Genomic DNA, 25,247 nt, shown 5'->3' on the forward strand with positions numbered 1-25,247 from the left:
GCCAGGGTCTGCGGGTTTCCTTGCATTGCGGCGTTATTTTTTCAGATCAAGCCGGATTTCGCGGCCGTCGTTCGGCAGGGAGAGCGGTTGGCCGGAAGCGCCCTTCTCCTTCATGTAATCGACCCAGGCGTCCAGCATGATCATGCCGTCCTTCCAGTCCTTCACTTCGGCGAACGTCGTGAATCCGTCCCCGGAGCCGGTCGACATGAAGTCGTTGGTCGTCACTTTGAAGGTACGGCTGTCGTTCAGCTTCCCGTCGACATAGATCGGAGTGCCGTCCAGCAGCGTAATTTTGCTGTATTTCTGACCCTGCGGCTTCGTGTTGTCCCACTCGACCTTAAGACCCGAGAATTGCATCGCCGGCAGCTTGGAATATTGGTCCGTCACCTCAAGCAGCGTTTTGATTTGGGCAGCGGTCATCGTGCCCGTCCGGTTGTAGTTGCCGAACGGCAGCACCTCGAACATCATGCCGTAGGTTACTTTGCCCGGCTCGATATCTGCGCGCAGCCCGCCGATGTTCGTGAAGGCGATATCGGACTTCTCGGCCCAGCGCATCGCATCGGTGACGGAGTTGCCGATCGGTGTCACGCCGTCGCGCACCTGATTGCCGTTCGCGTCGTAGCGGTACGAGCGGGTCGTCCATTTTTCGGCGGCTACGGCGATTTGCTTGTTGGTTTGCTCGGCGATTTTCGCTTGGTAATCGGCGACTGTTTTTTGCACGTCTTTGTTCGCGGTCGTCAGATTCGTGTACGTTTCCAGCAGGCTGGCGTTCGAGGAAACGACTTTTTTGCTGTCCTTATCGACATAAAGCTGAATGTGGCCGACGGCGTACAGCCAGCTTTGCGCTTCGACCACCGGAATGTGGTTCACGATCCCCGCGACGCGCTTGTGGGAATGGCCCCCGACGATGGCGTCCAGCGTGCCGTTGCCTGTCCCGTTCGCCAGATCGACGAGTTCGCCCATAATTTGCTGCGATTTGGCGTCCTGCTCGCCCGGCAGGTGGGAGGTCACCAGGACGATGTCGGCGCCTTTGGCGCGCAGCTCGGTCGACAGCTCCTTCGCGTACGGAACCGGATCGGCGAACGTCAAGCCTTCGATGTTGGTGGACTTGGTCGTCGTCTTGGTCTGCGGCGTGGCAAGGCCGATAATGCCGACCTTCAGCCCGCCTTTCTCTACGATGGTGTAAGGCTGCGTCCAGTCGACGCGCTTGCCGGTTTTGTCTTCGATGATGTTGGCTCCGAGAATCGGGAACTTCGCTTTCTTGATATTGTCGATCAGCGTGTCGCGGCCGAAGTCGAACTCATGGTTGCCGATGGCAGCGGCGTCATATTTAACCTGAGCCATCGAGTCCATGACGGATTGCCCGTTCGTCGTATTGGAGATGAGCGTTCCTTGCCATGCGTCTCCGCCGTCCACGACGACCGTGCCGCCGGGATTGACCGAGCGGAAATCGTCGACGATGCCGCCGAGCGTTTCGATGCCGCCCTGCGCCTGATTGCGCTTCTTGTCGAAGCCCACCTCGATATGTCCGTGAATGTCGTTCGTGGTAAGAATATCAATAACCTGGAAAAGGACCGGTTTCAGCGCCTTGACCGCTTCGTCGCGGGTCACGGAGCCCTTCGGATCGAAATTGCCGTCCAGCTTCGGTTCAAACAAGCCGGTGAGCACGCCGTAAGCGACAAACGGACGGGAAGACTCGCTGATGGAGGAAGCGTCCTTGAAGTAGCTCAGCACGTTCTGGTTTACTTTCGGCGCCTGGCCTTTGGTGAGCGCGCGCACGACGAGCACGGCCAGCTCTTCGCGGGTTACCGGACGGTTCGGCTCGAAGAGACCGCTGTCGCCCTTGGATACGATGCCGGCGGCGACGGCGTTGGTAACGGCTTCAAGCTGCCACGCCTCCAAGTCGGAGAAAGGTTGCGCCGATTTGTCGCTCTTCGCCAGCTTGGCTGCCCGGTTCAGCATGGTGACGAGCTCCGCTCGGGTCACCGGCCGGCTGCCGCGCAGGTCGGTATCGTTCGGATACCCTTCTACCGCGCCTTTCTCGAAGGCCAGCTGCATGTCCGTTTTGGCCGGAGTCGAAGCGGCGGCTTTGGTCGCGGTCGCCGGTTCGGCCGCCAGCGCGTAAGGGACGCCGGAGAGTCCGGGCGCGCTCAGCAGCGAGGCGGAGAGCACCGATAGGACGGCGGTTTTTTTCCAGTGGGACGAATGCTTGGTCAAATGATTTTCCTCCTAAATCATGGTTATATATGGGAATGAATCTATTATAGCGGATAATTGTCATCGCGGTGTGAACGCGATTCATATTTTTTTTTGATGAACCGGGCCTTGAAAGTTTGCTATAATAGAACGATCATGAACGATCGAGGTGCGACCGATGCAAAAATATTTAGATCTGCTGCAGGACATCATGACGAACGGGGTGCGCAAGGAGGACCGGACCGGAACGGGGACCATCTCGGTATTCGGGCGGCAGCTCCGGTTCGATCTGTCCGAAGGCTTTCCGTTGCTGACGACGAAAAAGCTCCACATCCGCTCGATCTTGCATGAGCTGCTGTGGTTTTTGAGCGGGGATACGAATATCCGCTACTTGCAAGAAAACGGCGTCACGATATGGGACGAGTGGGCGGACGAGAACGGTAATCTCGGACCGGTCTACGGCTCGCAGTGGCGTTCGTGGCCGGCGCCGGACGGACGGAGCATCGACCAGATCGCCAAGCTGATCGAGCAGATTAAGCGGAATCCCGATTCGCGCAGACATCTGGTCAGCGCATGGAATCCCGCCGAAGTGGACAACATGGCGCTGCCGCCTTGCCATTATGCGTTCCAGTTTTATGTCGCGGACGGCAAGCTGTCGTGCTTGTTCAACATGCGTTCGGTCGATACGTTTCTCGGGCTGCCGTTCAACATCGCAAGCTATGCGTTTCTGACGCATATGGTGGCGCAGCAATGCGATCTGCAGCCGGGCGAGCTGATCTGGACGGGCGGGGACGTGCATATTTACGCCAACCATGTGGAGCAGGTCAAGCTGCAGCTGACCCGCGAGCCGTATCCGCTGCCGCAGCTTGTGATCAAGCGGAAGCCGGATTCGCTGTTCGATTACCGGTTCGAGGATTTCGAGATCATCGGATACCAGAGCCATCCGTCGATCAAAGCGCCGATTGCGGTATAACGAGAGCATACGGGGGCATCATTAGGCAAAAAAGGACGCTTGCGGTTCGCGGAGCGGCATACTATATGCAAGGAGAGGTTCGCGTGACGATTTCTTTCATACTCGCGATGGATGAAGCCCGCGGCATCGGCATCGACAATACGCTGCCGTGGCGCTTGCCGGCGGATTTGGCTTATTTCAAACAAACGACGAAGGGACATACGGTGCTGATGGGCCGCAAGACGTTCGATTCCATCGGCAAGCCTCTACCCGGACGCCGCAATGTCGTGCTGACCCGGGACGAGCGATTCGCCGCGCCGGGCTGCGAGGTGATCCATTCGGCGCAGGAAGCGGCCGCCGAGTATGGCCGCGGCGGAAGCCGTGCTTCCGAGGAGCTGTTCGTCATCGGTGGCGCGGAGGTGTACCGGCAGCTGCTTCCGTTCGCGGACCGGCTGTACATCACTGAGATCGCGCACCGATTCGCGGCGGATACGTTTTTTCCCGAGCTTGAGCCCGGCGAATGGCGCGAGGTGTCGCGGCAGCGCGGCGTGAAGGACGAGAAAAACCCGTACGACTACGATTTTGTTGTGTACGAGCGGGCCAGAATGTAACGTATCTCCAAAAAAGGAATGAAGCCGGAGCTTTTCGCGCATCTTAAAGGTTGAGCCATGTGCACATCCCAGCATGATTGAGAGGAAGATGCCGAACATGACACAGGTCAACCAGCATCAAATGCCGATCCGGCATGTGATCGACAACGCGGAGAAAGCGATCCAGGTGGCCAAGGACGCCGAAATGGCCGTCCGCCACGCGCAGCTTCAGTCCGACCCGCACAAGCTGTCCTCTGCGCTTGCGCAGCTGGAATCGGCGCATCAGGCGCTGGCGAAGGCGCAGAGCCAGATGTCGGCGCAGGACCACGAGCATCACGGACAAGAGCTCGTGCAGGTGCAGGACCAGTTGAACCAGGCGCAGCAAAGCTTGGATGTGGTCGCATCGAACACCGAGCAGCCGAAGCAAGTCCGCTGACCGGATGCAGGTTGCGCCGCTCCAAGCATTTAAGCGAAAAAAGCACAGGCCCGCCGATTAAATTCGGCAGAGCTTGTGCTTTTTTGTATGTTATGGAACCTGGAGCAATTCGAGGCCGGTTATCGGGATGCTACCGTTACGCCTGCAAAAGCCGTCACGCCGGTAGAAACGATCCCTTGAACCGAGTGTAACGTATGGAATGCATTTCATAGCAAGCGTTTTTTTCTATGAAAAGCGATGTGTTACAATACAGCTAATGAGGCGAGGAGGCGACGGTTATGGCAAACATAAAAGAAATTGCCCGCATGGCAGGCGTTTCGGTCACGACGGTCTCCCGCGTGCTGAACCGCCACCCGTACGTGAGCGAGGACAAAAGGGCCGCCGTGCTGGAGGCAGTGCGGAAGCTGGACTACGTGCAGAATTTGAATGCCGTCCATTTGATCAAGGGCAAGACATCGATGATTGCCGTCGTGCTCCCTTATGTGGATAATCCGTACTTGAGCTCGCCAGTGGAAGGCATCTTGAGCGAAGCGAACCAGTGCGGGTACCGCGTAGTCCTCTGCCAAACGAACTACCGCCCCGAGGAAGAGCTCAATGTACTCGAAATGCTCCGAATGAAGCAGGTCGACGGCGTCATTATTACGTCGCGGACGAACGATTGGGATGTGATCAAGCCTTATTTGGCTTACGGTCCGATCGTCGTTTGCGAGGACGCCGGGGACGAGCCGCTGTCCTGCGCCTATATCGATCACTACCGCAGCTTTGAAACAGGTCTGCGCTATTTGACGGCCCAAGGTCACCGGCACGTCGCTTGCTGCATGGGCAGGCGCGGCAGCAATACGAGCCTGGTGCGGGAACACGCTGTCCGGGAAGCGCTCGCTGCCGTACAGGAACCGCTGCGGCCGGAGTGGATGTTCTACGACGCACTGTCGATGGAAGCGGGCGTTGAGGTCGCACATCGGCTGGCCGGCATGAATCCGCGCCCGACGGCGGTGCTTGCGGGCACGCACCAGACCGCGGCGGGGCTGGTCGCCGAAGCGCGCAAGCTCGGGCTTCGCGTACCGGACGATCTGGCGGTGATCGGCTTCGATAACCATATGCTCGGCCAACTGCTCGACATTACGGCGGTGGAGCAGTCGAACAAGGACGTGGGCCGCGCCGCTTTTCAAATGCTGCATCGCTATATTGCAGAAGACCGGTATGAGGCGGAGAAGCAGGAGCTGCCGGTCCGGCTGGTGGAGCGGTCGACGGTCTAGTCCGATCGAGGATCCACAGCTGACATTTTACCGTTCATTCCTGGAGCAACTGGTGAATCACCGGCGTGTTCCGGACGAGGGCAGCGGCGACGGTAACAGTTTCAGATAAATCTAAAAGGAAATAACCACTGAGATGCTACTAGTGGTCATTTCCTTTTAGATTTATCTGAAACTGTAGAAATCTATGTTAGAATAAGCCTTGATTGCATCTAAAAGTGGATACGCTTGTCTTTCGTTAGAGTGACCTGCAAGTTTAAAATCTTTATTCGTTGAATCGTACTCAGTTATGATCATTACATGTGTTGCTACAGTTATCCAACCGGAAAGACCTTTAGAAAATATTACTAAATCGCCTCTATAGATACTTCTATCAAAAAATTCTTTGTGTTTTTCTTCATAATTTTCACGAGAAGTACCCGCAACGTATTTTCCTCTCCAGAACGAATAGAATTCTTTAACACTTGTCCACGGACTTGGATCGGAAAGGTTCCAACTATAGTTCAATTGTTCTGCACTCTCAGGAACTAAATAAGTACTGTTTTTTTTGTAAATATACCAATCTCCTGTCATGGACAAACCGCCTGCATATAGGGCTTGTGAAACAAAATTCGTGCAATCGCTTCCCCATTTTGTAAATGCCGGGAAATCAGTGCTGTATCTGTTATAGTTATTGTATGCCCATTCGGCTGCCGTAGTTGCGTTGAAACTTGAATTTAAGGTAGCTGCTGGATTTTGAGTTTTTGAAGTAGATACACCTTTCTTTATATCTTCTTCTGGTTGTGGTATCAATGTTTTACTTGGTTGAGGTCTGACAGCATCTAAAAATTGAATTGACGCAATGTCTTTGGAATCTTTTGCATATCTTTCAATAAAATCTACTAAGACCTTTTGATCACTCGATTCTTTAACAGAAGAATAAATTTCTTTTATTTTATGCATCACATCTATCTTATCTTCTTTTTTCAAAGATGTAGCTTTTATCTGGACATCCGTATCCTTGGCTACTGGCGCAAGGATTTTTCCAACCTTTACATCTTCTTGGTAGTAGATTGTCAGCGTTTTGTAAACTGTTTCATCATCTTCTGACAGTGATGAATTTAAACTTTTCGATGTAATACCATTTTCTTTATTGTATTGCTGGATGTAAGGATTGTTTTGAGTTTGCGACGCATGGACTTCAGTATTAAGTGCATTATTCTCGTTAGATGCGTAAGAGACTGGAATGATAGACGATGATACAGAAACAAGTGCGATCAACCCTGCTATACCTTTTTTTTACTCAAAATACATCATCCTCCTTGAAAAATTTTTACAAACAAAGTTTAATTAAACCATATATTTATTTTTTTGATCAACATTAATTTGGAATAAATACTATATTATGGAATTTTGATATTGTTACTTAAATGTATTATTTTGAAAATAAACGAAAAGGAGGGAAAACATATAGTTAAATTCAAAAGAAAAAAAACTATTATACTTAGTATTATTTTATTCATTATTTTAGTACTCCATGTGACGGGCCCAATTCAACGTGTAACCGCACAGTTAACTTTATCAATTTATATAACTATGAAGTATAACGAAATGGGATTAAAATATAAAAAAATAGAATATTCCTCACAATTTGGTGATTATATTGTTTCATACGAATCTAAAGAAGGTATTGTGTATAATTTCATGGTGACTCCAAAGTTTATGCCAGTTATTATTACGTTTGACCCTATTCATCCAGATGTATAGAAGGTATGACCATCAAGTTCTACAGCAAGTCAAAGCGATTTTGATTTCGTGGAACAATGCAAAAAACGGCTCTTGTCCGCATCTTTGCGGCAAGGAGCGATCTTTATTTTTCTCCGGATTTCTCCAAATAGTTTATACAGATGTCCCCCGTTTATGAGGGAAGGAGGGGCGACGAGCTGCCGGCATGTACGGTGAAAATGGAAGGAGGAATCCACCCGACGGGCGTCTTTAACTCAAAATTATATAAAGATAAAAAAGGGGAAGTTCGTATTATAGAGTTTACCCAAAATATCAATGGTCACTAATATGATAATTTACTCTGTCGACCGCTCGCAAGCATAACCCGATTTACCCCCTGTATCGTACGAAAAAACCACAATCTGAGGGTGTTTTTTTATTTTTTAGTCGAAAAAAAGGGATATCTCTCGCCTGTCGTAATTAGTAGAAGGATTATTTGAAGCGAGCGGAAGCTGGACAAGCAGAGCGATGCCAGCTATACTAATACCTAGAATTACGATACATAGATTTACGATGCTTAAAAATTCGAATGACAGCATAGGCTTGGAAAGGAGGCGCGCCCTGCCATGAAGCTCAGCAAGGAGCTGCTGAAAGGAAGCACCGGGACGATGATTCTTACGCTGCTCGGGCGGCGCAATATGTACGGGTACGAGCTGATCAAGGAGCTGGAGAAGAGCTCGGGCGGAATATTTTCGCTGAAGGAAGGGACGCTGTATCCGATTCTGCACGGCATGGAGGCGGAGCGCTGGGTCGAGGCGTACTGGGAAGAGGCGCAAGGACGGCAGCGCAAATACTACCGCATCACCGAGGCCGGCAAGCGGCATCTTCAGGAGAAAACGGCGGAGTGGAAGCAGTTCCGCGACGCGGTCGATCTCGTTTTGGGGGAGGGAAAAGCATGATCCGCGAGCACGAGAACGTGCGGGATTATTTGAGCAGCGTTTGCTCGCAGATACGGGCAAGGGAGCTGCATAAGGACATCCGGCGGGAGCTGGAAAGCCACTTGGAGGAGCTGGTACTCGACAAGGAAGCGGAAGGCGCGAGCCGGGAGGAAGCGGTCGCCTGGGCGATCCGACAGATGGGCGACCCGGTAGCGGTCGGCAGGGAATTGCATCGCATTCACAAGCCGCGGATACATTGGGGCTTGCTGCTCGGTTTGATCGCGTTTCTGGGGCTTGGCGTCTTCGCGATGTACAGCATCGAGTCCAGCTATGCGGCGATGCACCCTAATGTGTATGGCGATTATTTCTCAACTCGTAAATTGCGATTCATTGCACTAGGATTGCCGGTTTTGCTGGTATTTTATTTTATGGATTACCGGAAGCTGAAGGCCTGGTCGCTCTTTATGTATGGTGCAGCTGCCTTCGGCATGATTTACGTAATACTGTTCGGAAACCAGGTGAACGGGGCGAGAAGTTATCTGTCTATTTGGAGATTTTCAATAGATTTGACAACCGTTACTTCTTATTTATTCATCGCTGCGGCGGCTGGCTTGCTTCTCGATTGGCGGGGGCAGAAGCGTCATTTTTGGCTGAAATCGATGCTTGCTTTTGTTATCGTACCGGTCATGTTCTATATTATGGTGCCTTCGTTACCGACGCTTCTATTTTATCTGGTAAGCTACGGGATATTATGTGGGGTCGTTACCCGTAAATGGTGGCTTGCGCTGCTGCAAACAGGAGGAACACTGCTTCTTCTGGGTGGAGCGTTCTTGATCCGGTATTACTTGAGTCAGCGAGTGTTAGCCTTTCTTAATCCCGACAGAGATCCTTCGGGTGCGGGGTATATGTATATCCAAATGAAAGAGGCTCTGAGCAGCGCCGGCTGGTGGGGCCACGGATTCGGGGCGGTCAATCCGAAGCTGCCCTATGTACATAGTGAACTGATTTTCACTTATCTTGTCTACAGCTTCGGTTGGGGCGTCGGTATTGCGGTTGCAGTCGCCGCCGTATATTTCGTAGCCCGGCTGCTCCATTCGATGGGTCAGGTCCGCGAGACATACGGCAAAATGCTGATCGTGGCCGCCACTTCCATCATCGGGGCGCAATTCGGCTACTGCATCGGCATGTCGCTAGGCCTGCTGCCGATTACCTCGGTTGTCCTTCCGTTTGTCAGCTATGGCGGCACCCATACGCTGGTCGAGATGGCCGTCGTCGGCCTCGTTCTCGGCGTTTACCGGCGGAAGGACATGATCCGCCTCGGCAGGACCTTTTGACGGCAAAAAAGACGCCAGTCGCACCCCGCACAGCGGGACGATGGCGTCTTTTCGCATATCTAAGCGGCTACGTCCCGCTTGCCGAAGATGAAGAACGACAGCGCCATAAACAGCGCAAAATAAGCGAGCAGCATCGTAACGGAGAAGCCGAGGGTCATCCCTTCGATCAGCGGATTCCCTCTCAGATATTGCGTCAGATCAAGGTGGGCGAACAGCACATACTTGACCCATGGGTATTCGCGAAGCCCGTGCACGATGCTCGTTCCGACAAAGAGCAGGGCAATGGAGCCACCGATGGCGAAGGAGCTCGACCGGAACACGGTGGAGATCATAAACCCGAACGTCGCCATCATCACGAGGGAAACGCTGTTCAGCGCATACGTTTGAAGCAGGGAACCGACCATGCTATGCTCGACAACGATGCCGTCTCTTACGTCGAGACCGGGCTGATGAAGCGCGCCGAGTCCGTAGAAGCCGATGCCGAGAAGCCAGCTTGCGGCGAAAACGGTAACCATAAGAAATAAAGCAAATCCGAGGGAGGCGATATATTTGCTCAGCAGTACCTTCCACCGTTTGGCCGGCCGGATCAGGATGAGCTTGATCGTACCTCCCGAAAACTCCCCGGCGACGTTGTCTGCCGCGACGACGATTGTGAAGATCGTGATCAGCGTGATCAAGCTTGTTCCCAGCGTGACGGGAGTCCACAGGCTGCGTTCGTTGACGGGAATGTTGTGCTCGATGGCATACCGGTCGCGGAGAATGCTTTCCTGAAGACGCTGCTTCTGTCCTTCCCCCATCCGCGCGTCGCTCATCATCTGCTCTGTCTGCTGAATGTTTGCTGCGAGCCGGGTTTTCCAGTCCCGTTGATCAAGCGGCTTATCCATAAATTGGACGGTGGACAGGAGCGTCATAAATACGATCAAGCTCGCGGCCATCACCCAGGTTCGCCATCGGCGGAAAATTTTCATCGATTCGTTCTGCACCAAAGGCATCAGCCTAAGCATGCCGCTCCCCTCCCGTCAACTCCAAAAATTGTTCTTCCAACGTCCGGCCCGAACTGCGGATGCCGTAAACTTCGATGCCGGCTTGCACCAGCGTGCGCACAGCGGAAGGGATGCCCCGTCTAGCGAGCCTGCCTTCGACGGCGCCTTCGGGCGTCCCACCGGGTTCCGGACCGGTACACTGGAAGGCTGCCTCTGGATACGAAGAGGCGAGCAGCAACTGCGCGCTTGCCGGTTCGTTTACCTCGAAGACGACGCGGAGCTTGGCGTCCGAGGGCCCGGCGGCCAGCTCCCGTACCGGACGAACGTCGATCAACTCGCCTTGGCGGATGATGGCGACCCGGTCGCACATGAGCTCCATCTCGGACAGCAGGTGGCTGGAAACGATAATCGCCAGTCCTTCCGTCCGGGCCAGCTGCCGCAAATAATCGCGCAGCTCCCGAATACCGGCAGGGTCCAGGCCGTTGGTCGGCTCGTCGAGGATCAGTACCTTCGGACGGTGCAGCAGCGCTTGCGCGACGCCCAGCCTTTGGCGCATCCCGAGAGAGTAGGTGCGGACCTTATCGCGAATCCGCTCCTTCAAGCCGACCAGCTCGGTGACCTCGTCGATTCTGGCTTTCGTCACGCCCTCGTGCATCCTCGCAAAATGCAGCAAATTGTGGTAGCCGGACAAATACTTGTACATCTCCGGATTTTCGACAATAGCCCCGACGCGCTTCATGGCGTCTTCAAACTGCCGCTTGACGCTGAGGCCGTCGATCAGCACTTCCCCGCCCGACATACCGATGAGACCGACGATCATGCGGATGGTCGTCGTTTTCCCTGCGCCGTTCGGGCCGAGAAGACCGAATATTTCGCCGGCCCGCACCTCCAGATCGAGCCGGTTGACGATCGCCTTTCCCCGGATCGTTTTCGTAAGCCCGCGAATCTGCACTACGGGCGGCTGGTTCCTCCATGCCCCGGAACCCGTTTGTTCCATCGGGCGCTTTTTTTCTATAGCATGCTCTGCCTGCCTGTTCAAACCATATCCCCTCCGTACGATATCCTTCCGATCGAACCCCAGTATAGCCGGGACATCTTAATAATGAGCGGAGGAAATTCTTAACAACATCTTAAATTCAGGAACACTGGCAAAAGGGGGGCGCAACGACGAAGAGGACCGGAGCGGCCCCCGGTCCTTACCAAGCTATATCATGATTAATTGTATACATGTATCGGAATCAGAGCGGCTGCACATGCTGGTAGGTCACAATCAGAGCGAACGTGAGCAGCAGACTTAAGAGCGCATACTTCAGTTGCTTCAGTGTGAAATTCATGAGCTTCCCTCCCTTTCCTAGCCTGTGAGATTCATTGTAGCGCAGGACAATAGGTCTTGGTGTTAAGATTTTGTAACGGCGCGTCTAGCGGTCCCTTAGCCATCGGGCCGTAGATAGTCGTCATTACCCGTCCGATTGTCTGTCTGAATCATAAGGCAAGGTGAATAGTTAAGTAATTTAATTATCAGCTATTCATCATCCAATTGCAATTGAAGTAAATGGAAGAAAAGGAGACGATAGCATTGTAGACGAGAGAGAAGGAGAGAGGGAGCATGGGCTCGAGAATCATGCATTACTGCATAGGCCATCGGATTGCACAAAAGCTTTCCATCGAAGACCACAGCGATTTTTTGCTTGGCGGGCTTGCGCCGGACGGTCTTCATGAAATGAACCATACCAAAGAGGTTACCCACTTTGTCGAAAGGGAGCCAACGGGGAGACGTCGCATTAATTACCTGAGGTTTGTTGAAAAGTACAAAGAGCGGATACGGGAGCCTTTTTACTTGGGCTATTTATGTCATTTGATTGCGGATGAAGTGTGGTCGGCGGATATGTATTTTCAAAAAGTGCGGTCATTGTCGGCAGAGGAACGGAGCGAGGTGCGGAACATGAGCTACAGAGACTTTCGGAGACTTAACGGTGTCATTATTGCGCGATATGGGCTGCAGCGGAACCCGCATCCGATTCCCGAAGTGATCATGGACGAAATCAGTGCGGAATCCGTTGCGTCATTGCTGGACGATTTGGATAAAGATTTCGATTATGACGAAACGGCGGCGCATGAGCCACTGGAGTTTCTGCGGCACGACGAGGTTTTTCACTATATCGAAGCATCGGTCAACCGGTGTATGGCCTTCCTGCTGAAGCACGTGATGGAGCCCCAAATTGGCGAGCTTCGGCCGGCCGCTAGCCCGAATCCCGCGGCAGACTGTTCCGGCTGCGGAAAGCTGTCGGACTAATCCCATAAAAGGAGGCAAACTGCTTGGAAAAATAATGGATCGAATCGTAGCCGAGGTTGTCCGAAATGGATGTGACCGACTGCCGGCTTTCCAGCAGCAAATTGGCCGCTTTTTTCATTTTCATCCGAAGCAGGTAATCCTTCGGGGTCATGCCGGTTTCCTGCTTGAACAGCTTATAAAAGTAGGACTTTTTCAGCCGGCATTTGCGGCACCAATCTTCGAACGAGTAGCGGCGCTCCGGATGGCGCTCCATCTCCTCCATAATTTGCAGGATACGGTAATCGTTCGGTGCGGCGCTTTTGATGCTGTTGTACCAGCGCAGCAGAAACGCGCGCATCAGCGATCCCGTGATCGCTTCCGCATAAAAAGGGGCGTCCTCCGATCTGGCGATTTGCACAAACAGTTCAATCAGGTGCGGGTGGGGGCTCAGCGACATTTTGGTCGGAAACTTGTCCAGTTCGGGGCAGGCTTCCTGCCGAGTCAACATCGACCGGTTGGGCGGATCGGGATAAAAGGCAAAGCGCGGCTCCGGAACCGGATGCCGCCCCCATAAATCGCAGTAAATGTTATAGGAATCGAGCGGAAAGCCGGGCTTATGATGAAACGAATGCACCTGTCCCGGGCGGATGAAGATCAGGGTGCCTTTTTCCACGGAATACATGATGTTGTCCACGATGACATCTCCGCGGCCGTCCAGAAACAGGTGATAAGCGAACGTATAGCCGACTCTTGTTCCTTCATGCTCGCCGCCGTTATACGTATAAGGAGCCGCCGAACGCACAAACGGAGCGATGTCTGCCAAATCCTTCATCTCGGGTTCCTCCGGGCGTCAGGTTCTCGCGAATAGCGGAATTTTGTACAAATCGATGGAAGGCCTTTCAAATACATTCCCAACGTCCTAATGATACAATAACCCCGACAAAAGAAAAAGCGCAGGAGGCTGGAAGGCGATGGAACACGCCGACTAGACCACCCGATGAATAAAGCCGCACAGCGGCTTAACTCACCTATACCAAGAAAGCGAGGTCGCCAAACGATGCGATTCCGACAAGTACACTTAGATTTCCACACCTCTGAAATGATCCCGCATATCGGGCGGAAGTTCTCCAAGCCGCAGTTCCAGGAAATGCTCAAGCGGGGGCACGTCGACTCGATTACCGTGTTCGCAAAATGCCACCACGGCTGGGCGTATTTTCCTTCCGAGACGAACGAGATTCACCCGCATCTCGACTTCGACCTGCTCGGCGCGCAGATCGAAGCGGCGCACGAGATCGGCGTGAAGACGCCAGTCTACTTGTCGGTCGGCTTCGACGAGAAGCTGGCGCGCGTCCATCCCGAGTGGCTGATGCGGGACGAGAACGACCAGACGAACTGGGTCAAAGGGTTCATGACGCCGGGGTATCACCAGTTTTGCTTGAATTCGCCTTATCTCGATCTGATGATCGGCCAGGTGGAGGAGGTCGTACGCAAGTACGATGCCGACGGGATTTTCCTCGACATCGTCGGCGTCCGCACCTGCTACTGTCATACCTGCGTAGCCATGCTGCGTCGGGAAGGAAAAGACCCCCGTGAGAAGCGGCACGTTGTCGAGCAAGGCGAGCGGATTTATGCGAATTACACGCAGCGGATTCGCGAAGCGATCCATGCGATCAAGCCGGAGATGCCGATATTCCATAACGCGGGGCATATCTCGCAGGGACGCCGGGACTTGGCGGCGATGAATACGCATTTGGAGCTGGAATCGCTGCCGACCGGCGGCTGGGGCTACGATCATTTCCCGCTGTCGGCACGCTACGTGCAGCTCCTCGGGATGGATTTCCTCGGCATGACCGGCAAATTCCACACGTTCTGGGGCGAATTCGGCGGCTACAAGCATCCGAATGCGCTGCGCTACGAAACGGCGCTCAGCTTGGCGAACGGGGCTCGCTGCTCCATCGGCGATCAATTGCATCCCGAAGGGCTGATGGACCCGGCCACTTACGAGCTGATCGGCCAAGCGTATGCCGAGGTCGAGCGGAAGGAAGCGTGGTGCGCGGACACGACGGCGATCGCGGATATCGGGCTGCTGTCCGTCGAATCGGTCGGCGTGGACAAGATGGGCGGCGCAATGTTCACGGGCAATTCCGATGCCGGGGCGGTACGGATGCTGCTAGAAGGCAAATTTTTGTTCGACGTGATCGATCCGGACGCTGATTTCGACCAATACAAAGTCATTATACTGCCGGATTACGTGCTGATCTCGGACCGGCTGCGCGTGAAGCTGGAGCAATTTCTCCGGCAGGGCGGGAAGCTGCTCGCTTCGGGCAAGTCCGGCCTGGATGCGGAGGAGCGCGATTTCGCCATCGATTTCGGCGTGCGGCGGGTCGGCGAGAATCCGTTCAAGCCGGATTATTTCCGCCCGAAGTTTCCGCTGCGCAGCCTTGGCGAAGCGTCGTTCGTCATGTACGCTGCGGGGCAGAAGATCGCATTGGACGGCGGAACCGAGCTGGGGCGGCGCGAAGATCCTTATTTTAACCGGGAAGTATTTACGTTCTCGTCGCATCAGCATACGCCCAGCTCGATGAACGACGGCGGCCCGGGAATGGTGGAAGGCGCCAGCGGCATTTACATCGCTTGGAGCGTCTTCGAGGACTATGCGACGAAGGGCAGCCTGTTCCTGAAAGAAATCGTGCTCTACGCGCTGGACCGGCTGCTGCCGGACAAGACGCTGACAACGAGCCTGCCCGCCCAGGGGATCGTTACGCTGCAGGAGCAGCAGGTCGAGCGCCGTCTCGTGAACCATCTGCTGTACGCGGTGCCGGTCAAGCGCGGGGACGGCGTCGAGATCATCGAGGACATCGTTCCGCTTTATAACGTCGATGTGAAGCTGCGTTTGCCGGGACGGCGGGTGAAGGGCGTGTATCTGGCCCCGCAAGGGACGCCGCTCGATTACAGACCGGGCGCCGAAGGCATCGAGTATACGCTGCCCGAGCTCGAATGCCATCAGATGGTCGTCATCGATCTGCAAGACTAAGACAACTTCAAGGTTTTACCAATTCCGGAGGTGTTCCAATGCACCTCCGTTTTGTCCTATAATGAAACTCTGATAGCGCTTACTGCGGAAGAGGTGACGGGGCTTGCTGACAGCTATGAAAAACCGCGTACTGGACTATTATTACTCGCTTTCCGTCAATAAAAAGATCACGCGCTCGTTTATGACCGTCCTGTCCTTGCTGCTGATTTTGCTGTCCGTCTTTACGTACCGCGTCTCGTCCGCCATACTGATCGACAAGGCCATCGAGAACACGGAACAAAATTTGCGGCTGGTCTCGGAGAAGCTGGAGATCATCCTCGACAATTCGGAAAACTACTCCAAAATCGCGATTACGAACAACAGCGTGCAGCGCTACCTGAGCGCCTCGCCTACCTCCGACCCGCTGGAAAATTACAACCGTTCGGTTGAGGTTTCGAACGCTCTCGCCGATATCGTCGATTCCAAGACGTTCGTCGACGCTATGCTCATCTACGACCGCAACGGCAACCTGTACGATTCCGGCGGGCTCAAGAACGTCCGGAACGTCAACGACGAATATGTCCGGGCCTTCTCGGGTTCCGTTTACGGCCCCGTATGGAAGGATACGACTAAAAGCAACTATGAGAAGGAAGGGGGAGCTCACCCTGTCGTCTCGCTCCTTCAGAAATTCAACACCGCCAAGGACGGGAGTCCTCTTGGAGTGATCCAGCTTTCCATCGACGAGCGGTACATTGCCGATCAATTCGCCCATATCAATATCGGGCATAGCGGCGAAATTTTTATCGTCAACAAGCAGGGCACGATCGCTTCGCACAGCGACAAAAGCCAGCTTTACGCCTCCATCGGACAGGAGCCTTATTATTCCTGGGTGATCGGGCATGAGGGCGGCCGGACGTTCAGCTTGAACGGCGAGGACAATCTGGTCGTTGCCCGCACCTATCCGCGCTTGAACTGGATTATTGTCGGAATCGTGCCGATTAAGGAAATTACCCGAGATAACCAGATTTTGATGGAAAAAACCTTTTATTTAAGCCTCATTTTCGTCATTTCGGCCATCCTCTTGACCATTCTTATCGCCAGATCGATTACGAGGTCGCTGAATCAGATCAAAAGAACGGTCAAAAGCGTGCAGGAGGGCAACCTCGACGTCTGGCTCGAGCTGAAGGAGCGCGACGAGATCGGCGCTTTGGCCAGAGAGTTTAACAAAATGGTCGTCCGCACCAAAACGCTCATGGAAAACATGGTGGAAGAGCAGAAGAAGAAAAAAGAGTACGAGCTCGCCGTCATGCAGTCGCAAATTAATCCGCACTTTTTGTACAACACGCTGGAGAGCATCTGCGCGCTTGCCGATTTGAAGCGGAATGCGGACATCGTGAACATTGTGAACCAGTTGGCGCTGTTTTACCGGGGCGTGCTCAGCAAGGGCAGCCATATCATCTCCATGGAAGATGAAATTATCATTACGCAAACGTATTTGGAAATCTTGAAGGTGCGCTACGGCGACCGGCTCGATTCCCGGTTCGAGATTGACGACAACGTGTACAAGTACTCGACGATCAAGCTGCTGCTGCAGCCGATTGTGGAAAATTCGATCAATCACGGGCTTCGAAATAAAAGGGGAAAAGGACTGATCCGCATCCAAGCGCATGTTCTGGACGGCAAGGTGCGAATCGAGGTGAGCGACAACGGCACAGGCATTGCGCCGCAGCGGCTGCGGCAAATTTTGAAGTCGGACCCCGGGCATTACCGGACAAAAAGCTTCGGGCTGAAGAGCACCGACGAGCGAATCAAGCTTTATTTCGGTCCCGAGTACGGGCTGGAGATCGACAGCGTGCCCGGGGAAGGAACGACCGTCCGCATAACACTGCCGGCGATCGAGAACGGGGGGATACCGCATGATTCAAGCGATGATCGTCGATGACGAATATTTGATCCGGGAACGGCTGAAGGTCGGCGTCGACTGGCAGGAGCTCGGTTTCGAGATCGCCGGGGAGGCCGAGAACGGGGAGGAGGCGCTGCTGCTGCTTGAGCATGCGCCGATCCGGCTGGCGATCGTCGACATTAACATGCCGATCGTGGACGGCTTGGCGTTCGCAAAGGCGGCGCAGCACCGGTTTCCCGAGCTTCGCATCATCATCCTTACCGGCTACGGGAGCTTCGACTATGCAAGAACGGCTTTGCAGGCAGGCGTGTCCGATTACTTGCTGAAGCCGGTCAACATGGAGGAGCTGACGCAGGTGTTAACCGCGATGTCGGCCAAAATCCGGGAGGACATGGCGCGGCATTCGCAGCAGGAGGATTTCAGGCAGAGCGTCCGGGAAAGCAACACGATTTTGCGCCGGACCTTCATCCAGAGCCTTCTGGATGGCACCGGACCCAGCGGACCCGAACACAGCTCGGACAAATGGCGGCAGTTTTGCCCGAATCTGCGGGACGATGCGCTGCTTGTCATGGTGTTCTCGATTGACAAATCTCCGGGAGACGGGAAGGAGCAGCCGCCATGGAAGCGGTTCGCCGTATTCAACATCGTCGGCGAGCTGTTCGGCGGGCTTCGGGCGTGTGAGCTGACGCTGGATGACGACGACCGGACGGTGCTGCTGGTGCATCCGCATGATGGCGGCAGCCGGGAGAAGGAGTGGCTGGAGCGGCGGGGAGCGGAAGCGGTGGAAGCGGTACGACGGTTCTTGAAGTTTACCGTGACGGCCGGCATCGGCCATATTGCGCAAGGCCCCGGCGGCATTCCACAGTCGTATAAGGAGGCGGTTCTGGCGTGCAAGCATCGTACTGTCCTCGGCGGCGACCGGGTGATCCCGTTCGAGCGCTTGCCGAAGCCCGCGTTGAAAGCGGACCTGTCCTTTATCCGGGAGACGCTGATGGTCCAGCTCAGGCTGGGCAACAAGGCGGCGGTGGAGCACGAGCTGCGCCAGTGGCTGGAGGGGATCGTGCGGCAAAAGCTGTCGTTGGATACGCTATACATGACCGTCTACGAGCTGGTTGCGACGCTGAATCTGTACGCCGCCGAAAGCAAGCTGGACATGACGTTTTATGGGGGCGACACGTTTAATCCGGTGCGGCTGGTAGACGAGCTGGAGCGGATGGAGGAGATTGCAGATTGGGCGGCGGCGCTGTTCGGCCGGGTGCTGGAACAGACGCACAGCTTGAAGCAGTCGACGCCGGCCAAGCTCGTGGATAAGGCCAAGCAGTTTATCGACGGGCAATATGCCGACCCGGACCTCGACTTGAACGCGATTGCCAAAAGCATTTTCGTTCATCCGAGCTATTTGAGCCGTATTTTCAAGAACGAAACCGGTTATTCCGTCGTGGAGTACATGACGAGGCGGCGGCTCAACAAGGCCAAGGAAATGATGGAGAACGGGTGCAAAAATTTGCTGTTTGTCTCCGAATCCGTCGGCTACAAAGACCCTCATTACTTCAGCAAATGCTTTAAAAAGCATTTCAGCGTGCCGCCTTCCCGGTTTACCGGGAGCGATTCCCGCGAATGATTTTGTCGAAGACGGCCCCGCTAATGCCGCTGTGCGAACGGGTGCGGTCTTTTTTTGCATGGAATGTTCGCGGAATGTTAAAAATATTCCCGGTGGCGTAAAGATATTGCATTCATGCGGCGAGCGGCGCCCTTTATAATGACACTATGTCGAACAGACAAACAGCAGTTGAGATCAAAACATAAAATGGGGAGGTTGCTTAACACATGAAAAAAAGAGCGCTTACACTGGGGCTGGCATCGCTGTTCGCCGCTTCAAGCCTGCTAGCCGGCTGTGGTTCGAATGACGCCGCCCAAGGCAATACCGGCACCAAGGCCGACGGCAAAAGCGGCGACAAAGTCAGCATCCGCATCTTGACGCGTATTTCCGGTACCGATCCGAAGTCCGTGGCGTTCCAGAACCTGCTCAAGCAATTTATGGAGAAGAACCCGGATATTACGGTAGTCGACGAATCGTTGAACGACGAGGCGGCCTTCAACAATAAATTCAAAACGGCCGTGGCGACGGGTAGCGTCCCGGAAATTTGGATGAACTACGGCGGAGTGGCATTTAAAGACTACGCGAAAAACATCGCAATGGACCTCGATCCCGTCCTGAAAGAAGACAAAGCGTGGGCCGACTCGTTCCTGCCGCTGTTCGACACATGGAAATACAAAGACCTGCCGGGAACGTACGGCGTACCGAACGAGTTCTACAGCGTCGCGATCTACTATAACAAAGAGCTGTTCCAAAAAGTCGGCGCCGAGCCGCCGAAAACGATCGAGGACTTCGAGGCGGTCGCCGACAAATTCAAAGCGATCGATGTTGTGCCGATGGCGATGGCCGACAAAGACAACTTCCGCGGAGGCCACTTGCTGACGAATCTGGCGCTGAAAAAATACGGCTTCCAGAAAACGGAAGACTTAATGAGCGGCAAAGCGAAGTGGAACGATCCCGATATGGTTTCCTTGCTGCAAACGATGAAAAACTGGCAGGATAAAGGCATTTTCGGCAAAAACATGGTCACGACCGACGGCAACGCGATTACGAGCATGTTCCTCGGCGGCAAGAGTGCGATGATGTTCGAGGGCGTCTGGGCCATTTCCTCCATCGCCGCTTCTCCGATCGCCGACAAAATCGGGGTCATTCCGTTCCCGGGCTACAAAGACAAGCCGGAATTCAAGGACAACTGGTTCGGCGGTGCAGGGGGTTACTCCGTCTCCAAGGATGTCACAGGTGCGAAAAAAGACGCTACGATCAAGCTGCTGAAGTTCCTGACCTCCGTCGATGCATTCAAGTATTTCCTCACGGAAACGAAGGGCGGCGTCTATCCGGTCAAAATGGATTCGGGTTCGGCTCCGGTCGATCCGGTCACCGCAGAGTACGTTAAGGCGCAAAGCACCGCCAAAGACTTCAAAGGCGAGATCGAGGAGTACAGCCCGATCATGCAGCTGCAGGACAAGGTGCGCAACGAAGTCCAAGGCATGTTCGCCGGCAACCCTCCGCAAAAGACGGCGGATACGATTCAGAGCTTTGTCGATTCGAACAAGAAGTAGGCGGTGGAAAACCAGCTTCGTATTGTAGGTTAATTCTCCGTCATAGACCGGTGGGGTATATCCCTCCAGCCGCTCTTGAACCCCGCGAAAGTTTTGATTAAAAGTAGAGGTGTTTTCGCGGGGTTCAAAGGCGGACGTTGCACTCTTCCGGGATATACCCCACCTACTATTATTGGAGAATTGCTGAACTATAAAAGCTAGTTTTCCTCGCGGAAAAGTAAAGTAATTATGAAAAGCCAGCTTTCCGAATGGAAAGCTTCAGGCTATTTCAGTGAAGATTATAGTTTTCCCTTCAGGAAAACTTAGGCTTGATAAGGTCTATGCAAACGAAGATGCATGGAGGGTGGAGTATCCACTGGAGGAGTGATAGCGTTCGCCTTTGTCCACGGGAAATATCCGCTGAAAGCGGAGTTCAATAAAAATTTCCTGTGGACAAGAGCGACCGGAAGTGGATACTCCACCTTAGCCAGCATCATGCTTACGAAGCAGTACTTGAAGGAGGGGAACAACATGGTCGGCCGAAAGCCTTATTTGATCGCAGCCGTTTTTTTGCTGCCGGCGCTCTTGTTATATACGCTGGCGTTCATCGTGCCGATCTTTCAGACGGCTTACATGTCCTTTTTTAGCTGGAACGGCATCAAGAACGTTGCCTTGGAATATGTCGGGCTGCAAAACTACATCGCGATGTTTCAAAAGCCTGAATTTTACCGTTCGCTCAAAAATATCGGCGTGTTTATCCTGGCCTCGTTCGTGCTGATCTTGCCGATCGCTTTCGCGCTAGCGCATATCGTCACCAGCAAGATGAAGGGAAGACGCTTTTTCAAGATTGCCTTTTTCATGCCTTCCGTGCTCCCGCTCACGGCTGTCGGCCTGATGTGGCAGTTTTTGCTCAAAGGGGAGGGCGGCCTCGTCAACATGGTGCTCTCGGCGATCGGCGCAAGCTCGCTGACCCATGATTGGCTCGGCGAACCGGCCATTGCGATCTATGTCGTTGTGGTGGTCAACGCCTGGATTTACTGCGGGCTGAACATGATCATTTTCGCCAGCGGTATGGTCGCGATTCCGGAGCAATTGTACGAGGCGGCGGCCATGGACGGAGCGGTCGGGTTCAAACGGCTCTGGTACATTACCGTGCCGATGATGAAGGAGACGCTGAAAATTTTCTCGATCCTTGCCGTGACGCAATCGCTTCGCGTGTTCGGGCAAATTTTCGTCATGACCGGCGGAGGACCGAACGGCGCCACGGATGTGCCAACCACGCTGCTCTATTACGAGTCCTTTAAATACAACAACTTCGGGATGGGCAACGCCATCGGCACCTTCATTATCGTGGCGGCACTTTTATCCACGATCATTCTCAACAAGCTGATGAACACGAAGACGATGAAATAAAGGCAGGTGAAATGGAACATGACGCTTCGCTCGTATAAAATTCCGGCATACTTGTTTTCTACGTTTTGCGCGGTAATTTTTATGTATCCGTTATTTTTTTCGGTGATTTCTTCGCTCAAGGACAATCTGGAAATATACAATAACGTCTTTTCGCTGCCTGAGGTATGGCGCTGGAGCAACTACAAGCTCGCTTTTGTCACCGCACACATTGATAAAGCCGTATGGAATTCCTTTATTTACGCGATCGCAGGCACGCTTCTGACCTTGGTCTTGGGAACCATGGCGTCGTTTATCTTGACCCGGATCTCGCTGAGGTGGAACGGCGCTTTATATATTTATTTCATCATGGGGCTGATGATCCCCGTCTATTCTCTCGTCATTCCGATTTCCCGGATGATCGGCTCGTTCAACGGCTTTAACAACTATTTCGTCATGATCGTGCTGTACGCGACATTTCAACTACCGCTTACGATTTTTTTGATTACCGGATTTATGAAAGGAATCAACAAGGAAATCGACGAATCGGCGGTCATGGACGGCTGCGGTCCGGCGACGCTGCTGTTTCGGATCTTGGCGCCTTTGTCCATGCCGGCCATTTCGACGGCGGGAATCCTGGCCTTTTTCGATATTTATAACGATTTGATATGGAACGTTATTATGGTCAATGACCGGAGCATGTTCAACATTTCGATGGCGCTGATGTCCTTCGTAGGGGAACGGGGCAGCTCGCAGATGGGCCCGACGTTCGCAGGCATCATTCTCACGATCATTCCGACCATTGTCATCTATTTGCTGTTTCAGGAAAAGGTGGAGTCCGGTCTGAGCGCGGGAGCCGTGAAGGAGTAACGGAAATAGGCCGGCCTTCTTGGGAAAAGGGCTCCGGCATGATCGGCTGAAAGCCCGGCAGAAGGGCTTTCAGCGCTTTGTGTTTTTAAATTACCCTACTGTACGTTTGAAAAATTTCGCAGCAGCGCGTTCTGCCCCTTGAATTGGACCGGCATCAACCGCTTTTCTCCCGTTTCCGGGTTCAAAATCAACCTTTTCGCATCCTTGAAGGTTCCGGACTTCGGCGCGGAAATAAAGGAAATTTCGTTACGTTCCAGCGCAATCAGGTTCACGTTATTGTGATGCTCGGCAGTCGGCGGGAAAATCGTTTTGACCTTCGCGCTCGCCAGGTCCATATATTCAATCGCCCCGCCTTCCCCGTTGGCCCCGGAATAGCTGATGAAGGCTACATGGCTGCCGTCCGACGTCCAGATGGCTTTCCCGACGGCCGAACGGTCGGAAGGGGAATAGATCATTTTATTTTGACCGCTCGTCAGGTCGTAAAGCCACAGGCTTGAGGCCAGCCATAGCGGAACATTTTCTCCTTTGGCATAATTGCGGTTCAACGTGGCGCTGTACACGATCCGATTCCCGTCGGGGGAAAGGACCGGCGCGGCGAACTCGACCATCAAATACCCTCCGGCGTCGTCGAGCGGAACCGGCTTCCCTCCGTACGATTGAACGATTCGATCCAGTTCGTCTTGGGTCATATAAAATTTCATCCGTTCTTCCCCGTTCTCTTCTTCCGCTCGCTTGACCAGCCGAATTCCGCCCTTGACCAAGGTCTCGACCTTTCCGCTGCCCGTATCCAGCACGCCGATCTCCTGGTCGACATGGGTGGTTTGGTCGCTTTTCACAAACAAGATTCTCCGGTGATCGGGGAACCACGAGATCGTCTTAATTTCGTTCATCGCAGGGAGGTCGTCGAAAAATATGTGCTGTTTGGCGTTCGTCAGGGATTGAACCACCAGATACCTGACCGTCTGCTGCTCGTTCCATTGGGTGTAGGCGGCTTTTGTCCCGTTTGAGCAGATCACCCCGAAATTGTCCGGAGTCACGTTCGGCAGCTTTAACATCGTCTTGCTCTCTGCCTGCTCCGGATGATAAGCGACAAGCTGGCTACCTGTTCCGTCAGCCGTAATGCCCGCAAGCCAGCCTTTATAGTTTTGAGCGCCTTTCAGACCCTGGTAGCTTGTGATCAACAGATGCACGATCCACGAAAGACCGACAATAAGGATTAAAATTAACGCGATGATATGGAAGCGGTTTACCGTTTGCGCAGACCCCATAATTCCACCCCAGCCTGAAAATAATCGTAAACCATTTGCCAAAAAATATTACGGATTCCAGTTTTCCAACGGCACCAAAGTTCTGGAGTAAAACACGCCGTCGCTCGTGTTCCCGTGAAGATCTTTAAACACGGTCTTGTCCAGGTCGGCAATGACCCTCACGTAGCGGCTGCCCGGGCATTGGTTCGGACCGAAATCGCTGCGCTTGATCGTCGACGCCTTGTCCTTATCCACATCCCGAATGGTGAAGTTGATGTTCATTTGGACATCGACCGTATTTTGCCCTGTTGTGCTGGAGCCGTTTCGATAAGGCAGCGCATTTTTTTTCGACGTATTATACCAGGTGGCGCTGCCGTAGCTGAGCAAGTATTTGCTGCCGGAGGAATTTTGCAGCTCGCCGATCGTATGCCGGGCGTACGTGTCCTTCTTGTTGCGGCCGCCGCATTCAAACCGTTTTTTTCCATGGCACACAACACCTCCGACAAAAAGTTCGTTTTGTCATGTCCTGTTGTTATGTATTGAAAGGTGGCCACCCGTTCAATCGCAGAAAAGTTTTAAACCTAAATAATACAATAAATAACTATATTTTCCTTATTCATATCAAGGCTACAGGATGAGACTCCTATTTTCAATAGCTTCGAATAAAATGGTAACTTCGAACTAGCCTGATTCGAAAAAAGATAGCTCTTGTCGTCGCAGTTTGTCGAGGGGAGTATAGTAAAAAATAAATAATCCGGAAGTGTGGACAAATCTCACGTTATATTTAGATAATACAAGCAGGTTCAAAATTGAATATGATAATGTTTTAGAATCAGAAATAGGTAAAATGCTATACAGTATACATTTCAAAGCGTGTATAGAATAAATTATAAGCTTTGTAGAGGAGTATTATGTCTATATATTCACTTGTAGACTTTCAGGTAGTCGACAATATAGAGCACGCAGTTTCTACGAATTAATTTTAGTGGGTTTGAGGTTAAATGAGATCTATATAAAACATTGCTTGGCTAC

At 53.2% G+C, this 25,247-nt stretch carries 20 protein-coding genes; 13 read left to right on the forward strand and 7 right to left on the reverse strand.

The annotated features are described in order from the left end of the window. Positions 1 to 33 precede the first annotated feature (33 nt). Positions 34 to 2,217 (reverse strand): 5'-nucleotidase C-terminal domain-containing protein, encoded by a 2,184-nt coding sequence (locus KQX66_RS11720; protein WP_216792639.1) that lies wholly within the window; start codon positions 2,215 to 2,217, stop codon positions 34 to 36. Positions 2,218 to 2,374: 157 nt separating this feature from the next. Here KQX66_RS11720 and thyA point away from each other — a divergent pair, with 157 nt between their 5' ends. The 4 genes from thyA (at position 2,375) to KQX66_RS11740 (ending at position 5,430) form a co-directional block, all read left to right on the forward strand. Next, positions 2,375 to 3,169, forward strand: a complete 795-nt coding sequence (thyA, locus tag KQX66_RS11725; RefSeq protein ID WP_216792640.1) for a thymidylate synthase — start codon at positions 2,375 to 2,377, stop codon at positions 3,167 to 3,169. Positions 3,170 to 3,252: 83 nt separating this feature from the next. Next, positions 3,253 to 3,759: a dihydrofolate reductase gene (locus KQX66_RS11730; protein WP_216792641.1), complete on the forward strand. Its 507-nt coding sequence runs from the start codon at positions 3,253 to 3,255 to the stop codon at positions 3,757 to 3,759. A gap of 97 nt (positions 3,760 to 3,856) precedes the next feature. Beyond that, positions 3,857 to 4,174, forward strand: coding sequence for a hypothetical protein (locus KQX66_RS11735; RefSeq protein ID WP_216792642.1), 318 nt, complete (start codon positions 3,857 to 3,859; stop codon positions 4,172 to 4,174). Between the two features lie 278 nt (positions 4,175 to 4,452). Then, on the forward strand, positions 4,453 to 5,430 hold the full coding sequence (locus KQX66_RS11740) for a LacI family DNA-binding transcriptional regulator (protein WP_216792643.1): 978 nt from the start codon (positions 4,453 to 4,455) through the stop codon (positions 5,428 to 5,430). A gap of 162 nt (positions 5,431 to 5,592) precedes the next feature. On the opposite strand, the gene KQX66_RS11745 is transcribed toward KQX66_RS11740, so the two are convergent. Then, positions 5,593 to 6,687, reverse strand: coding sequence for an amidase domain-containing protein (locus KQX66_RS11745; RefSeq protein WP_216792644.1), 1,095 nt, complete (start codon positions 6,685 to 6,687; stop codon positions 5,593 to 5,595). A gap of 1,070 nt (positions 6,688 to 7,757) precedes the next feature. On the opposite strand from KQX66_RS11745, the gene KQX66_RS11750 reads away from it, so the two are divergent. Next, positions 7,758 to 8,090, forward strand: a complete 333-nt coding sequence (locus KQX66_RS11750) for a PadR family transcriptional regulator (RefSeq protein WP_216792645.1) — start codon at positions 7,758 to 7,760, stop codon at positions 8,088 to 8,090. Next, positions 8,087 to 9,403: an FtsW/RodA/SpoVE family cell cycle protein gene (locus tag KQX66_RS11755; RefSeq protein ID WP_216792646.1), complete on the forward strand. Its 1,317-nt coding sequence runs from the start codon at positions 8,087 to 8,089 to the stop codon at positions 9,401 to 9,403. The genes KQX66_RS11750 and KQX66_RS11755 overlap by 4 nt, the downstream gene beginning before the upstream one ends. A 59-nt stretch (positions 9,404 to 9,462) precedes the next feature. Here KQX66_RS11755 and KQX66_RS11760 read toward each other — a convergent pair whose 3' ends face one another. Together KQX66_RS11760 and KQX66_RS11765 are read right to left on the reverse strand one after the other, a co-directional pair. Beyond that, entirely contained in the window at positions 9,463 to 10,407 is a 945-nt protein-coding gene (locus KQX66_RS11760; RefSeq protein ID WP_216792647.1) for an ABC transporter permease, read from the reverse strand. Further along, on the reverse strand, positions 10,400 to 11,383 hold the full coding sequence (locus tag KQX66_RS11765; RefSeq protein ID WP_216792722.1) for an ABC transporter ATP-binding protein: 984 nt from the start codon (positions 11,381 to 11,383) through the stop codon (positions 10,400 to 10,402). Before KQX66_RS11765 ends, KQX66_RS11760 begins: the two co-directional genes overlap by 8 nt. Positions 11,384 to 11,992: 609 nt before the next feature. Here KQX66_RS11765 and KQX66_RS11770 point away from each other — a divergent pair. Beyond that, positions 11,993 to 12,679 (forward strand): zinc dependent phospholipase C family protein, encoded by a 687-nt coding sequence (locus KQX66_RS11770; protein ID WP_216792648.1) that lies wholly within the window; start codon positions 11,993 to 11,995, stop codon positions 12,677 to 12,679. On the opposite strand, the gene KQX66_RS11775 is transcribed toward KQX66_RS11770, so the two are convergent. Then, the gene (locus tag KQX66_RS11775; RefSeq protein ID WP_216792649.1) at positions 12,627 to 13,490 is read right to left on the reverse strand and encodes a helix-turn-helix domain-containing protein; all 864 of its coding nucleotides are present in this window, start codon (positions 13,488 to 13,490) and stop codon (positions 12,627 to 12,629) included. The two genes, KQX66_RS11770 and KQX66_RS11775, sit on opposite strands and share 53 nt — an antisense overlap. A gap of 225 nt (positions 13,491 to 13,715) precedes the next feature. Here KQX66_RS11775 and KQX66_RS11780 point away from each other — a divergent pair, with 225 nt between their 5' ends. The 6 genes from KQX66_RS11780 to KQX66_RS11805 all read left to right on the forward strand — a co-directional run bounded on the left by KQX66_RS11780 (position 13,716) and on the right by KQX66_RS11805 (position 22,968). Beyond that, a complete protein-coding gene (locus KQX66_RS11780) occupies positions 13,716 to 15,692 on the forward strand; it encodes an alpha-amylase family protein (protein WP_216792650.1) in 1,977 nt (658 codons plus the stop codon). A 103-nt stretch (positions 15,693 to 15,795) separates the two neighbouring features. Further along, on the forward strand, positions 15,796 to 17,613 hold the full coding sequence (locus KQX66_RS11785) for a sensor histidine kinase (RefSeq protein WP_253957086.1): 1,818 nt from the start codon (positions 15,796 to 15,798) through the stop codon (positions 17,611 to 17,613). Then, the gene (locus KQX66_RS11790) at positions 17,588 to 19,195 is read left to right on the forward strand and encodes a response regulator (protein WP_216792651.1); all 1,608 of its coding nucleotides are present in this window, start codon (positions 17,588 to 17,590) and stop codon (positions 19,193 to 19,195) included. The genes KQX66_RS11785 and KQX66_RS11790 overlap by 26 nt, the downstream gene beginning before the upstream one ends. Before the next feature lie 206 nt (positions 19,196 to 19,401). Then, positions 19,402 to 20,730 (forward strand): ABC transporter substrate-binding protein, encoded by a 1,329-nt coding sequence (locus tag KQX66_RS11795; protein WP_216792652.1) that lies wholly within the window; start codon positions 19,402 to 19,404, stop codon positions 20,728 to 20,730. A 510-nt stretch (positions 20,731 to 21,240) separates the two neighbouring features. Further along, on the forward strand, positions 21,241 to 22,122 hold the full coding sequence (locus tag KQX66_RS11800; protein ID WP_216792653.1) for a carbohydrate ABC transporter permease: 882 nt from the start codon (positions 21,241 to 21,243) through the stop codon (positions 22,120 to 22,122). 18 nt (positions 22,123 to 22,140) lie between these two features. Continuing rightward, positions 22,141 to 22,968 (forward strand): carbohydrate ABC transporter permease, encoded by an 828-nt coding sequence (locus KQX66_RS11805; RefSeq protein ID WP_216792654.1) that lies wholly within the window; start codon positions 22,141 to 22,143, stop codon positions 22,966 to 22,968. A 95-nt stretch (positions 22,969 to 23,063) separates the two neighbouring features. Here KQX66_RS11805 and KQX66_RS11810 read toward each other — a convergent pair whose 3' ends face one another. Then, a complete protein-coding gene (locus KQX66_RS11810) occupies positions 23,064 to 24,236 on the reverse strand; it encodes a TolB family protein (protein WP_216792655.1) in 1,173 nt (390 codons plus the stop codon). Positions 24,237 to 24,284: 48 nt separating this feature from the next. Then, a complete protein-coding gene (locus KQX66_RS11815) occupies positions 24,285 to 24,707 on the reverse strand; it encodes a hypothetical protein (protein ID WP_216792656.1) in 423 nt (140 codons plus the stop codon). Positions 24,708 to 25,247: the final 540 nt, after the last annotated feature.

Origin of the sequence: Paenibacillus oleatilyticus, assembly GCF_018998565.1 — a bacterium.
In the GTDB taxonomy this organism is placed as follows: Bacteria; Bacillota; Bacilli; order Paenibacillales; family NBRC-103111; genus Paenibacillus_G; species Paenibacillus_G oleatilyticus.

Bases quoted from the DNA above. Each gene is read 5' to 3' on its own strand.
- thyA (WP_216792640.1), top strand. From the start codon at position 2,375: ATGCAAAAATATTTAGATCTGCTGCAGGACATCATGACGAACGGGGTG.
- KQX66_RS11735 (WP_216792642.1), top strand. From the start codon at position 3,857: ATGACACAGGTCAACCAGCATCAAATGCCGATCCGGCATGTGATCGAC.
- KQX66_RS11740 (WP_216792643.1), top strand. From the start codon at position 4,453: ATGGCAAACATAAAAGAAATTGCCCGCATGGCAGGCGTTTCGGTCACG.
- KQX66_RS11750 (WP_216792645.1), top strand. From the start codon at position 7,758: ATGAAGCTCAGCAAGGAGCTGCTGAAAGGAAGCACCGGGACGATGATT.
- KQX66_RS11755 (WP_216792646.1), top strand. From the start codon at position 8,087: ATGATCCGCGAGCACGAGAACGTGCGGGATTATTTGAGCAGCGTTTGC.
- KQX66_RS11760 (WP_216792647.1), bottom strand. From the start codon at position 10,407: ATGCTTAGGCTGATGCCTTTGGTGCAGAACGAATCGATGAAAATTTTC.
- KQX66_RS11765 (WP_216792722.1), bottom strand. From the start codon at position 11,383: ATGGAACAAACGGGTTCCGGGGCATGGAGGAACCAGCCGCCCGTAGTG.
- KQX66_RS11770 (WP_216792648.1), top strand. From the start codon at position 11,993: ATGGGCTCGAGAATCATGCATTACTGCATAGGCCATCGGATTGCACAA.
- KQX66_RS11775 (WP_216792649.1), bottom strand. From the start codon at position 13,490: ATGAAGGATTTGGCAGACATCGCTCCGTTTGTGCGTTCGGCGGCTCCT.
- KQX66_RS11780 (WP_216792650.1), top strand. From the start codon at position 13,716: ATGCGATTCCGACAAGTACACTTAGATTTCCACACCTCTGAAATGATC.
- KQX66_RS11790 (WP_216792651.1), top strand. From the start codon at position 17,588: ATGATTCAAGCGATGATCGTCGATGACGAATATTTGATCCGGGAACGG.
- KQX66_RS11795 (WP_216792652.1), top strand. From the start codon at position 19,402: ATGAAAAAAAGAGCGCTTACACTGGGGCTGGCATCGCTGTTCGCCGCT.
- KQX66_RS11800 (WP_216792653.1), top strand. From the start codon at position 21,241: ATGGTCGGCCGAAAGCCTTATTTGATCGCAGCCGTTTTTTTGCTGCCG.
- KQX66_RS11805 (WP_216792654.1), top strand. From the start codon at position 22,141: ATGACGCTTCGCTCGTATAAAATTCCGGCATACTTGTTTTCTACGTTT.
- KQX66_RS11810 (WP_216792655.1), bottom strand. From the start codon at position 24,236: ATGGGGTCTGCGCAAACGGTAAACCGCTTCCATATCATCGCGTTAATT.